This window comes from Kosakonia sp. (assembly GCF_032104925.1).
Taxonomy (GTDB): Bacteria; Pseudomonadota; Gammaproteobacteria; order Enterobacterales; family Enterobacteriaceae; genus Kosakonia.
Genome location: NZ_DAMCGF010000002.1, coordinates 284965 through 306917, shown reverse-complemented (window position 1 = coordinate 306917; position 21953 = coordinate 284965). Strand labels below are relative to the sequence as shown.

The window sequence follows — 21953 nt, the reverse complement described above, 5'->3', positions numbered from 1 at the left end:
CTGTTATTCACTGGCCCATTTGGCTGAATTTTTCCCGGTAACACTAATATCGGTTTTTTTAAAATCTGGGGTTTCAGCGGGAAGGGTCTTCCCTGTTCCAGGGACAAGATAATTCGAAGCCCTGGTAATAAAGTCCCCCTTTGTTCCATGCTCAATTCCGCTTTCGCTTAGTTTCAGGTAGGAACCACCACCGTTCAGCGTCAGGGTTTTCGGAGTGCTGATGGTGATTTCATCTTTACTGCTGGTGATCGTGAACTGCTGGTCAGCGCTCATCTCGAGTGTGCTGTGCTGGGCGCGTATTTCTACGTTGCCCTGATTCGCAATGACCTTCGCCCCACCTTTATGGGCAAATAGCCCCAAAGATTGTTCAGCACTCACCGTGACATTTTTCATTGCTCCGATATCGACATGCTGCCCTGCGGTAAGCATGGTGTTTTTCGTGCTGGTCAGTTGCAGATGCTCACCAGAGGTAAGGGCAATTCCTTGCGGCGCAGAAGCCAGTACCACGGCAGACTGCAAATCTTTCAGGCGCTTCTGGAGCAAATTGTTCTGCGTTTGAATATCACATGTCAGGGCTTTCGCCTGTTCAGCAGCGCCGTTCAGCGCCTGCATCTCGCTGTTGGCCTGAATAATCTGGCTGACCGCCGGATTCATCTCCAGCACTTGCCCCTGGCCTTTGGCCTGCGCATCCGCTGTCAGGTAAATCCCACGGGCAGCACGCACGGCACCAAACTCATCGGTGCGTAGCTCAAAACCCGCACCGCGCTTTTCGCGTTGGGCATCAACCAGATGGCCGATATTGAGCTGGGTTTTGCCGAACTCCGTCGCAAGCTTGATGTGCTCTTGCTGGCGCTTATCTTCCATGCGGAGTTTATTGTTCGCAGGCGTTCGCAGAACGTTTCGTGTGTGGTTATCGTTAGTGACGTGATCCGGGTGTTCAGAATCGTGCTGGGCATGGGCAATATACGGACGGTCAGGGTCCCCCGCATCGAACATCACCGAAACTTCGGTGCCGTCGAGCAAAGGCGCGTGGAAACCGTAATTGTCTCCGGCATACGGTTTCGCCATACGCAGCCACAGATAGGCATAACCCTGTTCGCTGTCGCTGCGATCGAAATTCAGTTTCGTGCGATAGCGGCCCTGATTGTCCAGCCAGGCATAGGTATCGCCTTTCTCGGTGCTCTCCACACGAGCAGGCAATGTACCGGCAATCACCGGGCGACGATGAAGTGGCGGGCGATAACACACGGCCTCGCTGTAAGGGATGCCGGTAAAGGTCATCTTAAAACTTTGCTTACGCGAACCACAGCTTTGCACGCCGGTGATAACAATGCCGTCTTTCAGGTTGGCAGGAAGCGCCCCCTGCGGTTCAAGTACTTCGCCCGGCACCAGCACCGGGCTGGTTGTTTTACCAGTGACTTTCTGCTGCGCATTCAGAATACGTTCATGACGCAAACGGGCATAGTACGCCCCACTCTCCGGGGTTTCGATATCGCCTTTGCTCAGAAAAGGCTCTGCGTAGTGATACACCTCACCCGTGGTGATGCCATCCGTGGTTCTGACAGACGCAGAACTGTCCTGTGGCGTCAGCGCCTCGCGGTAGTTGTAATCACGGTTGGCTACGCTTTCTGACACCACCTGATGGCCGGTTTTAATATCCCATACGCAGAGCTGCCCGTTATCGTTGGTTCGTGATGGAGGGATGAGCGGCAGCGTTACACCAAACTGATACTGCTCCGGGCTGTCCTGGAAAATCACCACATCCTGTTCGAGGCGGGCATCCATTTCAAAGCGCCAGAAGATGCCGACTTCGGCCAGTAAACGCTGCACAAATTCGAGGTCGGTTTCGCGCCACTGGGTGATCAGTTCACGTGCCGGATAATCCTGCGACAGACGGAACTCAAAATCAGCCCCTTCCAGCCCGTGGAAACGCAGGATCTTCTCCACGACTTCAACAACGGACTGATTAAGGTAAATCTCGCTGCGCTTTGTGTAATGCAACAGCGCGATGCGCGGCACAATTTTCAGCGTATACCAGGTTTCATCAGCAGACGTCGAAAGACGCTGGAATGTCTGCACGACGCCATAGACAGTACGCAATGGCGTGGCTGGCATACCGTTATACAGTGGAACCTGGAGCGTGAAGGATGCCGGTTTAAGCAGCATGCTGTCGCTGGCGATATCGCTTTCAGTACAGGTCACTTTAACGGTGTAGTGCCACGGTTCGCTGAGTTTTTCTTCTGCCTTAAAATTGAAGACATCCAGAAAGTGCGGGCAGTCGTGAACGACCAGCTTATAACGAGACATACCCAGTAATGTGTCGATTTTTTCCTTCGCCGGGGTAATTACGGAATCACTCATTCTTTTACTCCTCTCTCCCGCACTTTCTCTGTAGGCAATATCTACGTAAATAAATGACGTGAATTAAAATCTTTACTCATTATCGCCAGTTAAATAGGAAATTCTTTCATTAGTCATTTTGGTCTGGCACTGATAAATATTCACCCGCTGCTGCATAGGAATTGTTTCCGCTTTGCCATCTGGAATTTTTCCGCATTTCGCCACTTTGTTATTAACCCATGCAATCTGTTCTTTCTTCATTGAATTTCGTACTGAGTCAGGTAATTCTTTCCATACAGCATTCAGTTCACGATCGGCACTTGCATAGGCAGACTGTGCTAACTTCAACGAACTCTGCGAAAGCGTACTAATAATCTGGTCTTTATTTACTGCCAGTACGCTCATATTGAACATAGCCGCAGAAACGTCAGTCCAGTTAAAATTACTAAAAAGAATATCTTTATTATTATCAGCAAGTTTGGCCACATAGGTAGCACCGTTCCAGGTAACGCCGCTGTTGTTTACCTTTCCATTATCACCCGTGACATATTGCAAATAATGAGGAGCCTTGCTTACAACATCCAGCGTATCTTGTGGAATTTTAATTGAAATCGTCGCACTGCAATCCAGACCATCATTCCCTGAACCTGATGTTGAGACATTTGTAAGTTCGACTTTCATGCTATTCAACATATTCTGGTAAACGGAAACTGGCTTATCGTAATTAAACCGACTTTTTGTGATAAAACTGCTCTGTAACATACCCGATGCCTCATCCTTGATATATCCGGCAAGCGCTTTTACTGCATCATCTCTGCCACATTTAAAATCGTTTGAATCAAATAACCCGGCATTAGCTGCATTAGAAAACGCTGCAACAACGGTTAATAACGCCATTTTTTTAAACATTTTTTAATTCCCTTTTTTAGATACTCATTGAGTTTTGTAGATGCTTATCGCTTACCTGACACCAAACACCAGTTCAATCCCCTCGTCCTCACTCCAGCCAAGCGTCAGCATTTTTGGTTTCTGCCTCGCAGCCATATGGGTAAGCAACTGCTGGCTCAGAACCGGCAGAATTTGCTGGTTGAGTAAGCTATCGACGTTGCGCGCGCCCGTATCCGGCAGCAGACAGGCGGCGGTCAGGGCGTCATACAGCGCCTCGTCAATGTTCGTGGTCAGACCGTAATGGCGGTACAGACGCTTGCTCACCTGGGTGAGTTTCATTTCCACGATGGTGCGCATAGCAGCATGCGCCAGCGGACGGTAAATCACCGTCTGGAAGCGGGCGAGCAGCGCAGACTGGAAATGGTCACGCAGGATCGGACGCAATAGCTCGTGTAGATCGCCTTCGCTGGCTTCCGGCTGTTCATCAAGCCGTTGCATCAGGTGGTCGCTGCCGAGGTTCGAGGTCATCAGAATGACGGTGTTGCGAAAGTCGATTTCGCGGCCTTCGCCGTCGCGCATAAACCCGCGGTCGAAAACCTGATAGAACAGGTTCATCACGTCACGGTGGGCTTTCTCCACTTCATCCAGCAGCACCACGCTGTACGGCCGCTTGCGCACCGCTTCGGTCAGGATACCGCCCTGACCGTAACCAACGTAGCCCGGAGGCGATCCTTTCAACTGGGAAACCGTGTGCGGCTCCTGGTATTCGGACAGGTTGATGGTAATCAGCGACTTTTCGCCGCCGTAGAGCACATCGGAGAGCGCCAGTGCTGTTTCGGTTTTACCCACGCCGCTCGGGCCAACCAGCAGGAACACGCCCTGCGGACCGTTCCCGGAAGTGAGGCCTGTTTTCGCCGCCCGCAGGCGTTGCGCGATGGCGGTAAACGCGACATCCTGCCCGACCACACGTTTGCTGATTTCATTTTCCAGGCTAAGCAGTTCGGTCTGCTCGTCTTTCATCAGAGATGACAACGGCACCCCCGTCCAGTCGGCAATGACGTTAGCGACGGTACGTACATCCACATCCACGGAGAGCAGCGGATTGTTGTGCTGGATGCCGCTCAGCTCCTGCTGCAGCGTGCAGATTTCACTCTGGCGGGAGATGTCCTGGCGGCTCGCCAGCAGTTGTTCGGTGAGTTTCAGCTCCTGACCGTACCGGATCTCCAGTTCGTCGAGTTCCGCCCTCAGCCGCGCGTCTTCCTGCTCAAGCGCCGCCAGGCGTTCACCGGGGCTCTGATTACCGATGGCGGTGTCTTCCAGCAGCGCCTGCTTCTCCATATCCAGCGCTGTAATTTGCGAGCGAAGACGGGTCAGCCGTTCCGGCACGGTGTCGAGGCTCATGCGCACGCGGGCGCTGGCGGTATCGAGGAGATCAACGGCTTTGTCCGGCAGCTGACGGCCTGTCAGATAACGGCGGGAAAGCGTCACAGCGGCGCGCACCGCATCGTCCGTGATATGCACGTTATGGTGCCCGGCGTAGCGGGATTTCAGGCCACGCAGCATCAGGCAGGCGGTGTCATCATCCGGCTCGTCCACTTTGACCATCTGAAAGCGGCGTTCCAGCGCGGCGTCACGCTCGAAGTATTGTTTGTATTCAGACCAGGTGGTCGCGGCAATTGTTCGCAATTCGCCACGTGCCAGCGCCGGTTTCAGCAGATTCGCCGCATCCGCGCCACCTGCCTGGTTGCCCGCGCCAATGATGGTGTGCGCTTCGTCGATAAACAGCAGAATCGGCACCGGCGACTGCTGTACGGCGTCGATAACGTTTTTCAGGCGCTGTTCGAATTCTCCCTTCACACCTGCGCCCGCCTGTAACAACCCAAGATCGAGGGTGCGCAGAACGACAGGTTTGAGCGATTCAGGCACGTTGCCTTCGGCAATGCGCAGCGCGAGTCCTTCGACCAGTGCGGTTTTTCCGACTCCGGGCTCGCCGACCAGAATCGGGTTGTTTTTACGACGTCGGGAGAGGATATCCACCATCTGGCGGATTTCAGTGTCACGACCAAACACCGGGTCGATTTTGCCCGCTTTCGCTTTGGCGGTGACATCAAGGGTGAATTTATCCAGCGCGTTCTGCAGCGCCGCACTCAGTTCGCCCTCTTTTACCTCTGCCCCCACAGGGCGGCCGACCATTTCAATATCGCCACTGTAGCTCTGGGTCAGTTCTGCTTCCTGCTGCACGTCCGGGCGTTCGTCAGACTGCGCATCCAGCAGCGGGCGAAGGCGCTCCAGCTGGCTCTGGCCCAGCGTCAGCAGGGGCCACAGACCATCACAATGAATCAGCGTCGGGCTTTCAACCAGCGCAATCAGCAGATGCAGGCTGCGGATTTTTTCTTCGCCCCGCAATGACGCTATCATCCATGCCTGTTTCAGCAGCGTGTTGAGAGAGCTCGCCAGCTGTGGCCGGCTGCGTACCGATCGCGGAAGCCTGTCCAGCCAGTCCAGCAGCGCCTGCCACATACTGTCCATATCCCACTCGTAGCGACGCGCCAGCACCGTCAGGTCACCTTCGCCCTGCTCCAGCAGTTTCAGCAGCCAGTGTTCCGGCAGAATTTCCGCATGGGCGCGGGTCTGGCACAGGGAGGCCGCCCCTTCCAGCGCACGGGCACAGTAAGGATTAAGGCGACGTAACAGGGCGGCTGAGTTTTCCATTTTTCTCTCTCTTAGGTTGTGCCGGGTACGCTACCGCCCATCGCTTTCCCTTTTGACAGGGAACCCAAAGCGCATCAGGTCAGGCAGGCAGATTGTGTGGTTCTTTGCTGAAAACCCGGGGCGGCAGATATTCAGCAAAAAAGAGAAAGCGGACAGGGGGGACTGTCCGCTTGCGACTTACGCGGTGGCGCGTTCGTTCCAGGAATCGGAATGAATGATGTTGCCGTCTTTGTAGGTCCAGGTGATTTTTTCGTAGCGCAGTTCGATCTGCTCGAGGTGGTTGTGCTTCTCGTAAGAAGGATCTTTGATGTCGTGCATCACCGGATTCACTTTCACCACTTTCACGTTTTCCAGTGTGGTGTTGAAGTACTCCACTTCCTGACCCGCGTCGTTGATTTTGTACCACTTGAATTCAGCAGACTTCAGGGTCTGGCCGGTCGTCACCGCCTTGTACAGATACGGGCTGGAAGAATCGATTTCCTTCGTAAACAGGAAGGGGGTGTGGATACGGGTACCGGTCAGCTTGCCGGTGTTGTTGTCCGTCGGGATGTACAGGTTGTGCTGCTGTGCAACGACTTCGATGCTGCCTTCGCGATCCTGGACGTCCACAGACCCTTTAATGTCCGCGCCGCCGTCATCTTTCAGCCAAAGGTAAACGGGAATTGCCATTGGATTTACTCCATTTAGTGTTGAGAAACGTCATCATCCTGTGATGACGCTGAGGGTTTGCCCGGTAACTGGCAGGCATCGACCTGCGGTACCAGACTGATTTCGACACGGCGGTTGAGCGCACGGCCTTCCGTGGTGTCATTAGTTGCAATGGGGCGACGTTGACCGTAGCCCTGCACCGCAAAACAGCTTTCCGGCACATCACCGGTGTCGCGCATCCAGTCACGTACCGCTTCGGCGCGCTTCATGGAGAGCGTCTGGTTAAGCCCAGGATTGCCGGTGTTATCGGTATGCCCGGACACGACAATCAGCCAGCCGGGTTTGGCTTTGATGCCTACCAGGGAGTTGACCAGCAGTTTGGTAGAGCCTGGCCTAAGATCGGACATACCCGAGTCGAATAGCGACATGCTGTCGAGGCGGATAATCTTCGGCACCGCTTTTGACTTTGGCGGCGGCGGTGGTGGAACCCAGGTATCAATGGCCTGCTGAACGCTGAGCCACAAACGCTCGCCCGGATAGAGTCCCAGACCGTATCGCTGCGGCTCGCCCTGGCGCTGCCAGCGTTCCAGCAGCAAGGCATCCTGTTGCAGGGCCTGTAGTGACTGGGCTTTCGGTGCATAGTGCGTCATCGGAATGGCGTACCAGCGCTGCAGATCGGCAGCGATCCGCCCGATAAGGGACTGGTTATGTAGCACGGACAGACCAAGCGCGCTGACCATGCAAAACAGCAGGAACATCACCACACGACGCCCGGTTTTCCCGCCCTGAAGAGGCATGGCATAAGGCGCAAGTAACGGCAAAACCGGATCGGCAAAATGCCACAGCGCCGGATACATTGAGCTGGAAGCCGGGGGTAACAGCCTGGAATGGCGAAACAACCACTGCGGCCAGATGGCACCGGCCTCAGTACGGACAGCCCCACTGCGCACAACCACCGCAAACGGCGTGACAACCGGACACAGCCTGTCCGCTTTCGTCAGTTCATCCATCACCACCTGTTGCAGCAAGCTAATGGCATGCGACAGATACGGCAGACGGGTCACGTTTTCAGGCAGAGTCCGCCACGCCTCCAGCGTCTGCACAGGTTCATCCGTCGGGCAGACCAGCGGCGTTTTACCGCGAATCACGATCCACGGTGTTTCCGGTCCGGAAAACTCACCAACCAGCACGACAGGTGGCAAATAGCCGGAAAGATTTTTCAGCTGCTTTATCTGCTGACGCAGTTCCTTCAGAGAAACACGCAGTCGCCCTTCATCTTTGTGCAAATCTGGCAGGCAGTGGAACATCACCACCAGTTGCCCGGCCATACGGGGTTCACGCGCGAGTAAACGCTCAGCAAATGTGCTTAGCTGATCCGTTCCCCCCACTTTCAGATAGCAGCCCTGCGCTGTGGTGCGGCATACATCCTCGACAAACAGTTCGTCGTCGATATCGCCGCATACCAGTAAAACCGGACCGGTGAAACCGGCTGGCGGAGAAACACCCTCATCAACGTGCTGCCCCACAGGCTGCTGGCGACGGTATCGGCGACGCATCAGCAACAGCGCCACCACGCTCCCTGTCAGCGTCAGCACACCGTTGACCGGCACAGAGAAATTCAGAAAACCCCAAATCACCCAGAGCGCGGCGGCCAGACAAATCAGCACCGGAAACGCAGCCCGTGACAGTGCAGATTTTCGCATCAGCGCAACTCCGGTAATTGCTGGCGCAGAAGATCCTTCAACCACAGGTGACCGCCAGCCCAGACCAGTGCAGTGACAAGTGCCGCCAGGATTATCCAGAACCATACGGAGCGCAGAATGTTGTAGCGGCGCTTACCGGTTTTCTGTACGACCAGATCAACGCTAGTCTCCAGCGGTGGTACGCGCTCATTAAGAGCGGCAATCACCTCTTCTCGCTGGGTCTGTCTGGCACCAGAGAAGGCAAACTGCCCCTGGAACCCCAACGCAAGAACACGCTGGTAGCAAGTCAGCACCGCAGGAACCGGTGACGGCTGACGCAGCACTTCCGCAATGCGGTCATATAAAGCACCACCCGCACGCAGCGAGCCAAAGTAACGGGCCTGCAACGGCGCTGCGCGCCAGGCTTTGATGCCTTCGTCCATGTCAGCCTTCTGCGGTGCCACTGTTGCAGATTCAGAGTCCGACAAATCCGCCTCTGTTCCAGCAGGCACAGATTTACGGTTCATCACCGCTTCATCCAGCAGGGCACACTGCGCATAAGTAATATGCGCGATGCTCTCGCTGTCGTAACCAGCGTGCTCCAGCGCTTCGCGTACGCTCTCCACCTGGGCACAACAGTTTTTATAGAGCGCCTTGCCATCCGGCGCTCTGGCGCCGTGACGCAGTTGAGACACGGTGAGCCAGGAGTCCGCCATCAGGTCGTCGATATCGATATCCTTTCTCATGAGCGCAGCACCGCAAACAGTTCAAGTTCAAGCTCGCCCAACAGTGACGGTACGTAGAACAAGCACACGCCCTGCTCCAGCATCTCCTGCGCCGCACGGCTCTCCATATCCAGCACGAAGTACTGATTTTCCAGGCGCACCGGCAGTGCTGCTGGAACACGGGTAAGCGGGATAAGACCAATGCCTTCCATTGCCACACTGGTAATCTGGCCCACATCATCCGGGGTACCGGCCATGGCCATTTCGGTAAATTTCTCGGCCACCTGCCAGGCCGGCAAATTTGAACGGACAGACAGGTAAAAATCGGCTTCTTCGCGCAGACGGATATCGTGCAACACCGCTTTCCAGGTTTGCTCGTCCAGGCGGGTCATATTCACGGCAACCACGCGCGACGGCAGACTGGCTTCCAGTAGCTCACTGATAAGTTCAAATAACGGCGGGAAGGTGTTTTCCGGAGAGTGATGGTCATAGCCCGGGATTGCATCCAGATCGCGATCCAGCGAAAACGTCAGCAGGCTACCGGCAAGTCGCGCCAGCTCTGCCCATACCTGTTCAGGGTGACGAGCCGGGAAGCGTTCGAACTCAGTCAAAACACGGGCATGCGTATTTAGCGCATTCAGCAACCAGAACAGCGAGACATCGGCAACCGCAAAGTCTGCCATGCGGTCATTGCTCTCGCGACGCATCGCCATCAGACGCTGGCGTCGGGAGCGCAACTGGCGGTTCAGCAGCACCAGACGTTCACGTAACAGGCTGCTTGCAGAGAACATTGCCATCGGTGGCACAAAGTCCGGATCCTGACGCCAGCCACCCTGCCCATCACGCAACAGACGAGCTACGGCACAGGTCTGCCAGGCATCGTTACTTTCGTGATCAAAGCGGAACGCAAGATTGAAACGGGCCACGGCCATTGGCTCTTCTTCCTGACCGAATAGATCCTGAACGGCCACCCACTCTTCGCGATAGCGCAGCGGACGTTCGGCAGACACGGTTTCCATCTGGACATTAACAATGCCGGGTTGCATCACTGGCAGCGCAATCAGCACGGTCACACTCTCCACCTGACCGGAGTCCGGCAGCGCCACTTCTCTCGGCTCAGGCGGTAAATCACTGTTTTGTGTGTCAACCAGTGTGCCATCCGGCAGCCACAGACGCAGGGTCTGCACCTGCACCCGACCAGACGCGAGAAGGGCGTCATTGAGCTCGACTCGCTCAACCCCCCACGGAAAGGGGCTGTAAAGCCGGGATAATCCGGCACGGGAAAAAGATTCCCACCCCGACTGCTGCTGGAACTGCTGAGGGGCCAGCAAGGCCCCTTCATTCCATAACGGACGATAGATCTTCATCCCTGGTATTCCTTCGCCTTATGACTTGGCCTTCGGCATCTGGGAAACCAGTGACAGGTTGACGTCCATGCCTTCGACCTGGAAATGCGGGATGGCATAGAGTTTGACGCGGAAGAACCCCGGGTTATCGTCAATATCTTCCACCACGACTTTGGCATCACGCAGCGGGTGGGAAGCCTGCAGCTCGTCGCCCGGATCGGTCATTTCAGTGACCAGACTGCGCACCCAGGTGTTCAGCTCCAGTTCCAGTAATCGGCGATCTTTGGTCGTACCGATGTTTTCACGCTGAATAAGCTTCAGATAATGCGCAATACGCGAGAGCAGGAAGATATACGGCAGGCGCGCATTGATACGGCTATTGGCGGTTGCGTCAGCGGTATCGTACAGCGCCGGTTTCTGCGTGGAGTTAGCGGAGAAGAAGCAGGCGTAATCACGATTTTTGTAATACGACAGGGGAATAAAGCCGAGATTTGCGAACTCGAACTCACGCGTTTCCGGGATCATCACTTCAGAGGGGATTTTTACCTGATTTCCCGTGCCGAGGTCGTAAAGGTGAATAGGCAGATCCTGAACTGCACCGCCCGCCTGCGGGCCACGAATTTGTACACACCAACCGTTATTGATAAAGCTGCGTACCATATTGGCGGCAAAGGCGAACGAGGCGTTGGTCCACAGGTATTTATCGTGATCCGGCCCTTTCACTTGTTCCACATAATTGAAACTGCGTACCGGCACGGTGTCAGGACCATATGGCAGACGGCCAAGCACACGCGGCATCACCAGACCGATATAGCGGGAGTCGTCCGTCTCGCGAAAGGATTTCCACTTGATGTACTCAGCGCGGTCAAAGTAGTTGCCGATATCTTTTATCGCCGCCACGTCCGCCATCGCGTCCTTGAGGAAGAATTTCGGCCCCGCAGAGCCAATAAACGGCATGTGGGCAGCAGCAGACACTTTCGAAATATTGCGCAGCAAAGCGACATCCTGAGCAGAAGCATCAAACTCGTAAGCGGAAATCAGCGCGGCAATGGGCTCGCCGCCCGGCGTGTCATATTCATCGATATAAGTGTGTTTGTATAAACCGCTCTGGATAATTTCGGGGCTATCTTCAAAATCCTGGCGCAGATCGTCTTTGGAGAGATCGAGCAGTTCGATTTTGACGTTCTGGCGAAAATCGGTTTTATCCACCAGAGATTTCAGCCCACACCACAGACTTTCTACTGCCTGAAACGCCTCATGGTGCATCACCGCATCCAGTTGACGGCTAATCTGGTAATCCAGCTCTGCGATATGGTGATCAATCAAATTGCGGTCAAGTTTTTCAACTTTCGAACCGGATTTTGTCAGGCATTCCAGGAACACCTGCATCCCTGCGGTCAGACGCTCATCGGCTGTTGCATCCGACATCGCCTGCGCATCCTGCCAGATATCCAGCGCGCTTAGCGTTGTTACCGGGTTCAGATTGATTTTTTCAAATAAAGAGGCATACACACCTCCCGCTTGCGTGCCTTGTAAAACCACGCTTTCGCCTGTGGCGACACTTTCATTTTGTACAGACATCAACATTCCTTATTCATCTGTTAAAACTTCGCCAGCATTTATGGCTGTTTGGGCGCAAGAGAGGAGAGCTCATCACGCAGTTCTGCGCTGAGAGAGGGGTTAAGAAGAATTTTTTCTAATTCCTTTCGGAAAGTCTGATTATCGAGTAAGTTCGCTTTCAGATCGCGAAGCAGATTGCGCATTGCCAACATAGCTTTGAGCTGGGGAATTTGGCGGGCAACCTCTTCTGGCGTGAAATCTTTCATATCGCGGAACGTCAAGCTGATATTCTCTTCGCTACCATTACCCGCCAGGGTATTTTCAACAACAAGGTTAACTTTTGGGGAATAATCAGAAAGAACACTATTAAAGTTATTTTTATTAACGTTGACTTTAACGCGTTCGCTTAAAGACGCCGTTTCCTGCCCATTACTAAAATCACCCGCCACCAGTAATTTCAATGGTAATTCTGTTTTTTTCTGTGCTCCGCCCGTATGCAGGTCGAGTTTCAGGTTGATACGTGCTTTCGGTATCTCCCGCTGGAAGCTATCGCTCATCGTTCCCTCTCTGTTTATTGCTTTGTGATATTTGCGCGTAACTATCCCTGCGCATAACACGGCAACAATAAACCAAAACGTTTCATTTTTTCACATCGAATTTTAAAGATTAGGAATAAATAAAGAAATTTACTTAATTATTAATATTCGGAGTTATTAATTGATGAGCTAATTAGCGCATAGCACTTTCCAGATAATATTATTGCCGGTAATAAAGCCGCGCAATATTTTCGGAAAGCATTCCTGAATGTATTTTAATTCATCGCTAAAATTTCTTTAACGCTGTTCAAGTTGATAATACGGTACCCGCCGCGTTGTGCCCGTCAGGCTATCGAATACATCCGTTTCTGCGGTGCTGATCCTCATCCCTTTCTTTCTGAGTCTCGCCACATCGGCGGCCAGCCGCTGAATGCCAAACCAGAATAACGCATCAAGCGCCGTGACCTGGAGACCCCTCTCCAGCGCCAGCTTCAGACGTTCGCGCGGGGCTTTAACCTCTTTGGCGATTTGCTGGTACGGCGCAGCCGTAACGTTGGTGGGATCAAGGCGACGAATACGATTGGAAAAGCGGTAGCTAAAGGCATCCGGGATAGCGCTTAAATCGCTTTTCAGACTGTAAGTACATCCCCAGCGGCTGCCGCTGATAACGGCGGGTTTGCGGCTGATTTGCAGCTCGTCGCGCAGGCTGTCAATAAGCTGCGGCGCACGAACCAGCAACAAACGAAAAGGTAGCTCCAGGCTGGTAACGTAATCCACATTCAACAGTGCAATGCGTAAACGTTCCTGCGCCCCGGCCTGCGTCTGGCGGCACTCGTCCATGACATCTGCCCACTGACGCGCCAGACGCGGCGTTTCATCAACTGCGGTGAAACTATATTTTTCAATCTGATAGTCGATGCGCCCGCTCATCTTTGTCTGCCTCTGTTCCCTCGCCTTTTCCCGCGAATCACTTTACCAGCGTGCAAATACAACCGGAAGCAGGAGGCAGCGCGGATCTTTGTTTTTAGACGCATAAATAAAAAAACCACCTCATCCGAGGTGGTTCAGGTTTGTTATGAGAAACGGGCCCGGCTAAGGCTGACTGATCACGGTCGTAATATGATCGGCAAGCGCGCCCGCGTGCGGCATGGTCAGCATAGTCATATGATTTCCTGGGCTCAGCATGGCGGTGAATTGTGTCGCGTATTCACGCCACACCGCTTCGCGCTGTTCCCGCTCTGCCCCATTAGCCTCTTGTGCATTAATGCTATGTAACCTCCCCTGGTAACGCGCGCGGGGAATATAGGAGGTATTGAGGTTTGCGTACAACACATGGAAAACACCAGCCAGCAACGAAAGTGGCGTGTTGCGGGTGTAAACCCCCGCCTCAATCAAAAGTTGATGCAAACAGATAAGCCGCTGCTGTGGCGCCATTCCTAATAGCGCGTCCTCCGTAATGGGCAGCTCCCGGTTCAGCATCAAATTATAAATGCTGATTAATTTCATCACTGCCCCGAGGTGGCTGACCGGCGGTTTAGCCCCGGGAGAGCGGCTGTCAATGATAATCAGATCGGCAACCGTCTCCCCTTTCGCCTGTAATTGCAGCGCAATTTCAAAGGCTATCCAGCCGCCAAAGGAGTGCCCAATAAGGTGATATGGCCCGGAAGGCTGACGTTCACGCATTGCGTTGATGTAGTCACGTGCCGTCTCTTCAATTGTCAGATGCGGCATGGTTTTCACATCGGTGAGCCCGCGTGCCTGCAGCGCATAAACAGGAAGTGTTGCAGGCAAAAGTCCCACCACGTCAAGAAAACTGAATGCGGATGCACCGGCACCCGGGATGCAAAATAGTGGCGTTTCGCAATCGGCCCCCTCCTGCATAACAACCACCGGCTGGTAGGAAGATCGGGGGAGCAGGTCTGCCGACATTGTCTTCGCCAGTTGCGCCAGCAACGGCGGTTGCATAATCGATAAATGCGTCCCACCAATAACATGCAGCGACGAATCGCTGCTTACTGTGCCGTGCCAGCCGCGCCAGATGTCGTCGCTTTCCTCCAGATTTGCCGTGTAAAGATTGATGGTGAGATCCGCAGGAATCGGCTGATACCGCAGCCCCAGCGGCCTGATGTACAACACTGTTTCCAGACGTAACAACAGATCCTCATAGCCAATATCCTTCGGCAACCAGTTATGTTCGCTGCAAAGATCAAAAACGGCTTGCATATCAAGGGGACTTTGCAGCTGTGCCAGTATCGGCCTTTCGCTCTCCGGCACATGCATGGATAAGAAATTGACGATCATTTCGTCACGCACTGCCGGCTCGCTGCTCGCGCTGACATCACGCTTCTGATGCGCAGCCGGATGATAGCTGTCAATCATGCCGATAAAGGCGATCTCTTCCCCGCTTCGTTGCAACTGCAGCGCAATTTCATAACTGATAACACCGCCCAAAGACCAGCCAGCAAGATGGTAAGGTCCATGCGGCTGTACGCGACGGATGGCTTCAATATGGCAGGCGGCCAGCGCTTCCAGCGATGTCGGCGGATTCTCTGCGTTATGCAGACCAAGTGCCGAAAGTGCATACACGGGGCGATCGACCCGCAACATCGTAGCCAGCGGCGAATAGACCAGCGGATCGCCGGAAGGCTCGTGCACCAGAAAAAGCGGCGGCTGCGTACCTTCCCCCCGCAGCACAACAGGATTATCGGCAAAAGGTGATGCGAGTGATTTTTCCCTGTCCTGAATAAAGCCAGCAAGCTGCGCCAGGGATGGCCTGGCAAAGAGTGTCGCCAGTGAGATAGCCAGACCAGTTTTTGCCATGCGGTTTAACAGCTGAACCGCCAGTAAAGAGTGACCGCCGAGTTCAAAAAAGTTGTCATGCCGCCCGACCTGCGACAGCCCCAGCAGCTCACACCAGATAGCCGCAAGCATGTTTTCCACCTCACCAGCCGGGGGTTCATCCCCGCGGGTGACCAGCGCAGCGCGATCCGGTGCGGGCAGCGCCTGACGATCCAGCTTGCCGTTCGGCGTAAGCGGAAAGCTCTCCAGCGTGACGTACGCGGCGGGCAGCATGTACTCCGCCAGTGACTGCGCCAGCTGCTGACGCAGCCGGGCAGGCTCCGGCGTGTGGCCGGGTTCTGCCAGCAGGTAAGCGACCAGCCGTTTGTCGCCCGGCGCCTCTTCCCGTGCAATCACCACCGCGTCGCGCACACCGTCGCATGCCGTCAGGCAGGCCTCGATTTCCCCCGGTTCGATGCGGAATCCGCGCAGTTTGACCTGGAAATCATTACGCCCGAGGAACTCAATATTGCCGTCCGGCAGCCAGCGACCGAGGTCGCCGGTTCTGTACATCCGCTGACCGGGCGTGAACGGGTCCGGCAGGAAACGCTCTGCCGTCAGTTCCGGGCGGTTGAGGTAACCCCGTGCCACGCCGTTGCCAGCGATATAAAGCTCGCCGCAGATCCCCAGCGGTACTGGCTGACCGTGATCATCGAGGAAATAGATCTGCGTGTTGTCGAGCGGTTTGCCAATGCACGGCGTCGCCAGCGTTTTATCAACCACGCACATACTGGCATTGACGGTACACTCCGTCGGCCCATAGGCGTTAACAAAACGGATCTGCTCAATGTTTTGCATGGCCGACCAGGCCGATAACGGGATCGCATCGCCACCGATAATGACAGTACAGGGATAGCCCTCATACGCTTTCTGTAACCCTGCGGCAATCAGCCCCTGCAACTGAAGGGGCGTGCAATCAATCACATCAACGCGTTGACGGCGCAAGAATGCTAACAGCGCGCCGCCCTCTTTACGAACCGCCTCCGGTACGATGACCATCGTATGCCCCAACAGTAAGTGCACCCAGCTCTGCACCGAGGCATCAAACACAATGCTGGCATTCATGCTCACGCGCGAGGGATGTTGTATACCCAGCCTCGCCTGTATGGCGCTTTGCATGCTGACAACATTGCGGTGCTCAACCATCACCCCCTTGGGTTTCCCGGTCGAGCCGGAGGTGTAAATCACATACGCCAGATGCTCCGCCGTCAGCCCCTGCGGCTCCGGGTTGTGTTCCGCCACACCGTCCTCCGGCGCCGCATCCGTCAGCACCACCGGCAGCGTGGTATTCCGCGTATCCGCCAGCGCCCGCTGCGTCACCAGCGCCACCGGGGACGCATCCGCCAGCATATAGTTCAGCCGCCCCGCCGGGTACGCCGGGTCCAGCGGCACATATGCGCCCCCCGCTTTCAGAATGCCCAGTATCGCCACCAGCACATCCGCGCTGCGGGGCAGACACACCGCCACCCGGTCATCCGGGCGCACACCCAGCGCCATCAGCCGGTGCGCCAGCCGGTTGGCCCGCCGGTTCAGCGCAGCGTAGCTGAGCGTGATATCGTCGCAGACCACCGCCACCGCCTCCGGCGTGCGCGCCACCTGCGCCTCAAACAGCCTGTGAACCAGCCCCTCCGCCGGCACCGCCGCCCGCGTGGCGTTAAACGCCACCAGCACCTGGTTGCGCTCCCCTTCGGGCAGCACGGGCAGGCTCAGTACCGGGCGCTGCGGCTCATGCGCCAGCGCCGCGCTCAGCGCCGCCAGCGTGGTCAGCAGGTAGCCGAGCTGGCGCTGCGGGTCGATGCCGGCCACCGTCTGCGCCGTCAGGATGAACCCCTCCCCGGTATCATCCACCGAGAACGCCAGCGGGTAGCTGGTCCGCTCTTCCGCTTCCAGCAGCCGGATACCCTCGCGCACAAGATTGCTGCGCGCCGGGCTGTGGCGGTAATTCAGCAGCGTGCTGAACAGCGGCAGCGGCTGCGGCACCCCGCTGCAGCGCAGCGCCAGCGCCAGCGGCGCCTGTTCATGCTCACACAGTGCCGCCAGCGCATCCCGCGTGGTCAGCACCGCTTCCTGCACGCCCTGGCCGGCCAGCGACACCCGCAGCGGCAGCGTGTTGATGAACATGCCGGGACCGGATTCGCCGCTGTCCCCGGCCTGCAGACGGCCCATCAGCACGGTGCCGAACACCACGTCATCCCGTCCGCACAGCTGCGCCAGCAGGCGCGCCAGCGCCGTGTGGAACAGCACGCCGGGGCTGACGCCCAGCCGCCGTGCCTGCGCGCGGATATGCCCCGCCAGCGCGGTATCCAGCGTCTGCCGCGCTTCCCCGCACACCCCGCCGCTTTCCCGCGTGTCGGCAATGTCATACGGTGCGGTCGGGGTGTCAGTATCCGCCAGCCGGGCGCGGAACCACGCCTCATGCTCACTCTGCGGCACCCGCAGCGTGCGGGCGATAAAGTTGCGGTAGGGCACCGGCGCCGCCAGCGCGGCGGCGTTCCCGTCCAGAATCTGCGTGATTTCATCGCAGACCAGCGCCATGGAGATGTGGTCGCAGACCAGATGATGGAAGTTAAGCGCCAGCAGCCACCGCTGCTGTGCCGGGTCGTACGCCGTCCGGGCGCTGAACAGCGGGGCGCGGCTGACATCCATGCGCTGGCTGTGCGGGCTGGCCTGTGCCCGCAGCTGTCCGGCGACATCCTGGCCGGTCTGCGGCACAAACGCCGTCACCGGCAGAACGGCCTGACGCCAGACCACCTGCACCGGGCGGGACACGCCCTGCCAGCACACCGCGCTGCGCAGGATGTCGTGGCGGTCTATCACCTGCTGCAGCGCTGCCAGAAACGCCTCCAGCAGCACGCGGGAGTCAAAGGCCAGCAGGCTGCTGAGCAGGTAGGCATCCCCCTGCGCCTGCAGCAGATGGTGGAACAGAATGCCCTCCTGCAGCGGTGACAGCGGGTAGATGTCCTGCACGTTCGCCGCGCCGCCGTCCACCGTCTCCACCACCGCATCAGTCTCCGCCTGCGTCAGGCTGACCAGCGGCAGCATGCCGGGCGTGATGGCCCGGCAGTGCGCCGGGATACGCGGCGGCGGAACCGGCGCTTCCGTCTCCCGGACGGTGATGCGCTGTGCCATCTCAGCCAGCACCGGGGCGGAGAACGCCCCGCGGATATCCAGCGCCATCCCCTGGCAGCGCAGCCGCTCCAGCAGGCTCACCACCATCAGCGAATGGCCGCCGAGCTCGAAAAAGTTGTCCTGCCGCCCGACCTGCGACAGCCCCAGCAGCTCACACCAGATGGCGGCCAGCGCGGTTTCCACCTCACCGGCCGGGGGCTCATCCCCGCGGGTGACCACCGCCGTGCGATCCGGGGCGGGCAGCGCCTGACGATCCAGCTTGCCGTTCGGGGTGAGCGGGAAACTCTCCAGCGTGACAAACGCGGCGGGCAGCATGTGCTCCGCCAGCGACTGCGCCAGCTGCTGACGCAGCCGGGCTGGCTCCGGCGTGTGGCCGGGTTCTGCCAGCAGGTAGGCGACCAGCCGCTTATCGCCCGGCGTGTCTTCCCGTGCCATCACCACCGCGTCGCGCACGCCGTCGCATTCTGTCAGGCAGGCGCTGATTTCCCCCGGCTCAATGCGGAACCCGCGCAGTTTGACCTGGAAATCGTTGCGTCCGAGAAACTCAATATTGCCGTCCGGCAGCCAGCGCCCGAGATCGCCGGTTCTGTACATCCGCTGGCCGGGCGTGAAGGGATCCGGCAGAAAGCGTTCTGCCGTCAGCTCAGGCCGGTTCAGGTAACCACGCGCCACGCCGTTACCAGCAATATAGAGTTCGCCCGTCACCCCAAACGGCACCAGTTGACGGTGACTGTCCAGAATGTAGATCCGCAAATCGGAGAGCGGGCCGCCAATCAAACTGGCACCGTGCGAGGTAATGTCTGAAGGCGCTATTTCATACCAGGTGGCATGCACGGTGATTTCCGTGATGCCATACATATTGATAAGCCGCGTATTACGGTTTGAGGCGTTGTTAATCCACGGCACCAGAGAACGCATTTCAAGCGCTTCGCCGCCAAAGATGATGCAACGCAGGGTGTGTGGAGTTGAGTCCTGGGCAGCAATTAACTGGCGGAATGCGCTGGGGGTTTGATTGAGTACCGTAACCTGTTCACGGCATAGCAGTGCATAAAGCGTCTGGGGTGAGCGAGCGCATGCGGTTGATACCACAATCAACCGCCCGCCTGAGCATAACGCGCCGAATAACTCCCAAACGGAAAAATCAAAAGAGAAAGAGTGGCATAGCGACCAGGTATCTTTACTACTAAAGCTAAAAACAGGCTGGCAGACAGTTAAAAGGCGGGTGATATTGCGGTGTTCAACCATCACGCCTTTGGGCTGACCTGTGGAACCGGAAGTATAAATAACGTAGGCCAGATGGTGCGCCGCCAGGCCGAGAGATAATGGCACAGGATTGTTCTCATCATCTTCGTCAGCAACGGCTGGTAACGGCGCATCCATTAACACGGCAGGAGTAGCGCTATTCAGCGTCTGCGCAAGAGCAGAATGGGTGACCAGTGCGGCGGGGGCGGAATCTTCCAGCATGTAATTCAGCCGTTCGCCCGGATAGACCGGGTCCAAAGGAACATAGGCTCCGCCCGCCTTGAGGATACCGAGGATGCCAATCACCATGTCGAGGCCGCGCTCCAGGCAAATAGCCACGCGGTCATTCGGATGCACACCCAGTCTGATGAGCTGATGGGCCAGCCTGTTTGCCCTGCGGTTCAGAGCGTCATAGGTTAATGAACTCCCCTCGAAAACGGCAGCGATAGCCTGTGGCGAGCGACGGACTTGTGCTTCAAACATTTCGTGGACTAATAGGTTAGAAGCGCCACTTTCTATAGCATGAGCAGGCTGCAGCAGTTGCTGGCGCTCATATGGCGATAAAACCGGCAGGAGAGACACTGGCGTATCAACATTCTGCAACGCGCCTTCCAGTAATACAGCAAGGCGAGATTGCATAACCTGAATATCGGCAGGTGTGAAATAGTCGAGGGAATAATTAAACTCAACGCAGACCGATTTGCTCTGTTTATTATTGCTGGTGATGGCGTACTGATTAATGGTTATCGCTAAAGGATATTGCGCCCGGTGATGAGGTTTAATGGTTTGTATTATCGCCCCTTCCAGATGAATGTTAACGTCGTAAGGTTCATAGGATAACGACATATCAAATACATTCGCCCTGTCGGTGTGTTGCTGTTTTTTTATTCTCCGGTTAATTTCCGTAATCGGCAGCCGCTGGTGTTTATAGCAAATACGTAATTCATCGGCCGCTTTTTGCATTACATCATAAAAGGAATCCTTCTCCGTTAATCTAATGCGAACCGGGATAACAGAGGCATACATTCCCACCGCCGCTTTTTGTCGGGCATTTTTTCGATTATGGAGTGGGATACCAAAAACAACATCATCAATGTTTTTTACTCTTTTAAAATAACAGGCAAAAAGGGCATACATGAAATGCAATACGGATAACCCATATAAAGAAGCCGCCTGTTCAATGCGCTGAAAAAGGCTTTCCTCAAGCATCCAGCTTACAGGCTCAGGCAGATATGATGCCGGAGTCCGCGCCGTCACCAAAGGCTGGAATAATTGCGGCGGCAATGCCGTATATCGCTCAAGCCAAAAAGCCTGGTCTTTGATGCACTGCTTCGCCCCCAGATAAGCCGCGTCACTGGCAACAAAATCGGTATAAGATAACGATGCGCTTTCAGATAAATGCTCCCCGCGAATTAGACGACTATAATTTTCGCTCAACTCTGCATTAAGCAGGCTCAGGCTCGTTCCATCGGCAATAATATGATGACAGCACAGTTGCCAATACCAGCGGTTATTGCCGGCATAGATTAATGCGCTGCGCCATAACCTTTCAGCCAAATTAAATGGCTGCGTAAAGTTTAAATTCACATACTGTTCAGCTTCATTTATTGGATTATCCGTTGTCGAAAAATCCTTAAATTCCATTAATGGCAAAGCGGAAGAGTCAAAATATTGTGCTGGCGACGTACCGGCAACCATACGCAGACGAAATACATCATGCCGCTTAATGACGGAATCAAACGCTTTAACTATGATATCGGGAACGATATTGCCATCAATGATCATCACGCTCCCTATATTGTAATTTGTTAATTCAGGATTCAGCGTCTGAGCGAACCAAATCGCTTGCTGATCTGAACTCAATGGAAATGGCGACGCTGGAAACACTGTACACTCTTCCGCCACCCATGCACTGTCTAAAAATCTATTATTGGGAGATATGTCCATATATTCCAACCTAATTAATGAAAGCCAAATCGTCGTAATTAATTGACAGCACACTTATTTCTGCAAAGCAGGGCGCCATCAAATAATATTCCTGATGAATGTTTTATCCTTAAATGAACGGCTAATTATCCACTGTCCCCCTGGATGCTTTGTCGTCAACGCCGTGAACCATATGAGGTAAAACTGAATGTGTCTTAACGACAATCCTATCAATTAGTGCAACCGTCCACTCTTAACACCAGATATAGCCATTTTAAAAAAGCACGTAATAATACCGGGGGAAATCATTACGTAAGATTGACATCATATAAAATACACCATAAATCAGTCCCATCCGCTCACTCATGGCGTTATTCCCTT

Annotated in this window: 11 protein-coding genes; all 11 read right to left on the bottom strand. The window is 55.4% G+C overall.

Features of this window, described 5'->3' with window-relative positions; genetic code table 11:
* Positions 1-3: 3 nt before the first annotated feature.
* Positions 4-2361 (bottom strand): type VI secretion system tip protein VgrG, encoded by a 2358-nt coding sequence (locus RT644_RS04530; RefSeq protein ID WP_313625962.1) that lies wholly within the window; start codon positions 2359-2361, stop codon positions 4-6.
* 72 nt (positions 2362-2433) lie between these two features.
* Positions 2434-3249: a lysozyme inhibitor LprI family protein gene (locus RT644_RS04525; protein ID WP_313625960.1), complete on the bottom strand. Its 816-nt coding sequence runs from the start codon at positions 3247-3249 to the stop codon at positions 2434-2436.
* A gap of 51 nt (positions 3250-3300) precedes the next feature.
* Positions 3301-5940, bottom strand: coding sequence for a type VI secretion system ATPase TssH (tssH, locus tag RT644_RS04520; protein WP_313625958.1), 2640 nt, complete (start codon positions 5938-5940; stop codon positions 3301-3303).
* A gap of 177 nt (positions 5941-6117) precedes the next feature.
* A complete protein-coding gene (gene hcp / locus RT644_RS04515; RefSeq protein WP_020455211.1) occupies positions 6118-6609 on the bottom strand; it encodes a type VI secretion system effector Hcp in 492 nt (163 codons plus the stop codon).
* A gap of 14 nt (positions 6610-6623) precedes the next feature.
* On the bottom strand, positions 6624-8291 hold the full coding sequence (locus RT644_RS04510; protein WP_313625956.1) for an OmpA family protein: 1668 nt from the start codon (positions 8289-8291) through the stop codon (positions 6624-6626).
* Positions 8291-9016, bottom strand: a complete 726-nt coding sequence (tssL, locus tag RT644_RS04505) for a type VI secretion system protein TssL, short form (protein ID WP_313625954.1) — start codon at positions 9014-9016, stop codon at positions 8291-8293. The genes RT644_RS04510 and tssL overlap by 1 nt, the downstream gene beginning before the upstream one ends.
* Positions 9013-10362 carry a type VI secretion system baseplate subunit TssK gene (gene tssK / locus RT644_RS04500; protein WP_313625952.1) on the bottom strand — a complete coding sequence of 450 codons (1350 nt, stop codon included), beginning with the start codon at positions 10360-10362 and terminating at the stop codon, positions 9013-9015. The genes tssL and tssK overlap by 4 nt, the downstream gene beginning before the upstream one ends.
* A gap of 18 nt (positions 10363-10380) precedes the next feature.
* On the bottom strand, positions 10381-11928 hold the full coding sequence (gene tssC, locus RT644_RS04495; protein WP_313625950.1) for a type VI secretion system contractile sheath large subunit: 1548 nt from the start codon (positions 11926-11928) through the stop codon (positions 10381-10383).
* A gap of 32 nt (positions 11929-11960) precedes the next feature.
* Positions 11961-12458 carry a type VI secretion system contractile sheath small subunit gene (tssB, locus tag RT644_RS04490; RefSeq protein WP_313625948.1) on the bottom strand — a complete coding sequence of 166 codons (498 nt, stop codon included), beginning with the start codon at positions 12456-12458 and terminating at the stop codon, positions 11961-11963.
* Positions 12459-12734: 276 nt separating this feature from the next.
* On the bottom strand, positions 12735-13367 hold the full coding sequence (locus RT644_RS04485) for a helix-turn-helix domain-containing protein (RefSeq protein ID WP_045512206.1): 633 nt from the start codon (positions 13365-13367) through the stop codon (positions 12735-12737).
* A gap of 162 nt (positions 13368-13529) precedes the next feature.
* Entirely contained in the window at positions 13530-21593 is an 8064-nt protein-coding gene (locus tag RT644_RS04480; RefSeq protein ID WP_313625944.1) for a non-ribosomal peptide synthetase, read from the bottom strand.
* Positions 21594-21953 lie beyond the last annotated feature (360 nt).

Coding starts and splice junctions, on each gene's coding strand:
- RT644_RS04530 (WP_313625962.1), bottom strand. CDS start 2,361: ATGAGTGATTCCGTAATTACCCCGGCGAAGGAAAAAATCGACACATTA.
- RT644_RS04525 (WP_313625960.1), bottom strand. CDS start 3,249: ATGTTTAAAAAAATGGCGTTATTAACCGTTGTTGCAGCGTTTTCTAAT.
- tssH (WP_313625958.1), bottom strand. CDS start 5,940: ATGGAAAACTCAGCCGCCCTGTTACGTCGCCTTAATCCTTACTGTGCC.
- hcp (WP_020455211.1), bottom strand. CDS start 6,609: ATGGCAATTCCCGTTTACCTTTGGCTGAAAGATGACGGCGGCGCGGAC.
- RT644_RS04510 (WP_313625956.1), bottom strand. CDS start 8,291: ATGCGAAAATCTGCACTGTCACGGGCTGCGTTTCCGGTGCTGATTTGT.
- tssL (WP_313625954.1), bottom strand. CDS start 9,016: ATGAGAAAGGATATCGATATCGACGACCTGATGGCGGACTCCTGGCTC.
- tssK (WP_313625952.1), bottom strand. CDS start 10,362: ATGAAGATCTATCGTCCGTTATGGAATGAAGGGGCCTTGCTGGCCCCT.
- tssC (WP_313625950.1), bottom strand. CDS start 11,928: ATGTTGATGTCTGTACAAAATGAAAGTGTCGCCACAGGCGAAAGCGTG.
- tssB (WP_313625948.1), bottom strand. CDS start 12,458: ATGAGCGATAGCTTCCAGCGGGAGATACCGAAAGCACGTATCAACCTG.
- RT644_RS04485 (WP_045512206.1), bottom strand. CDS start 13,367: ATGAGCGGGCGCATCGACTATCAGATTGAAAAATATAGTTTCACCGCA.
- RT644_RS04480 (WP_313625944.1), bottom strand. CDS start 21,593: ATGGACATATCTCCCAATAATAGATTTTTAGACAGTGCATGGGTGGCG.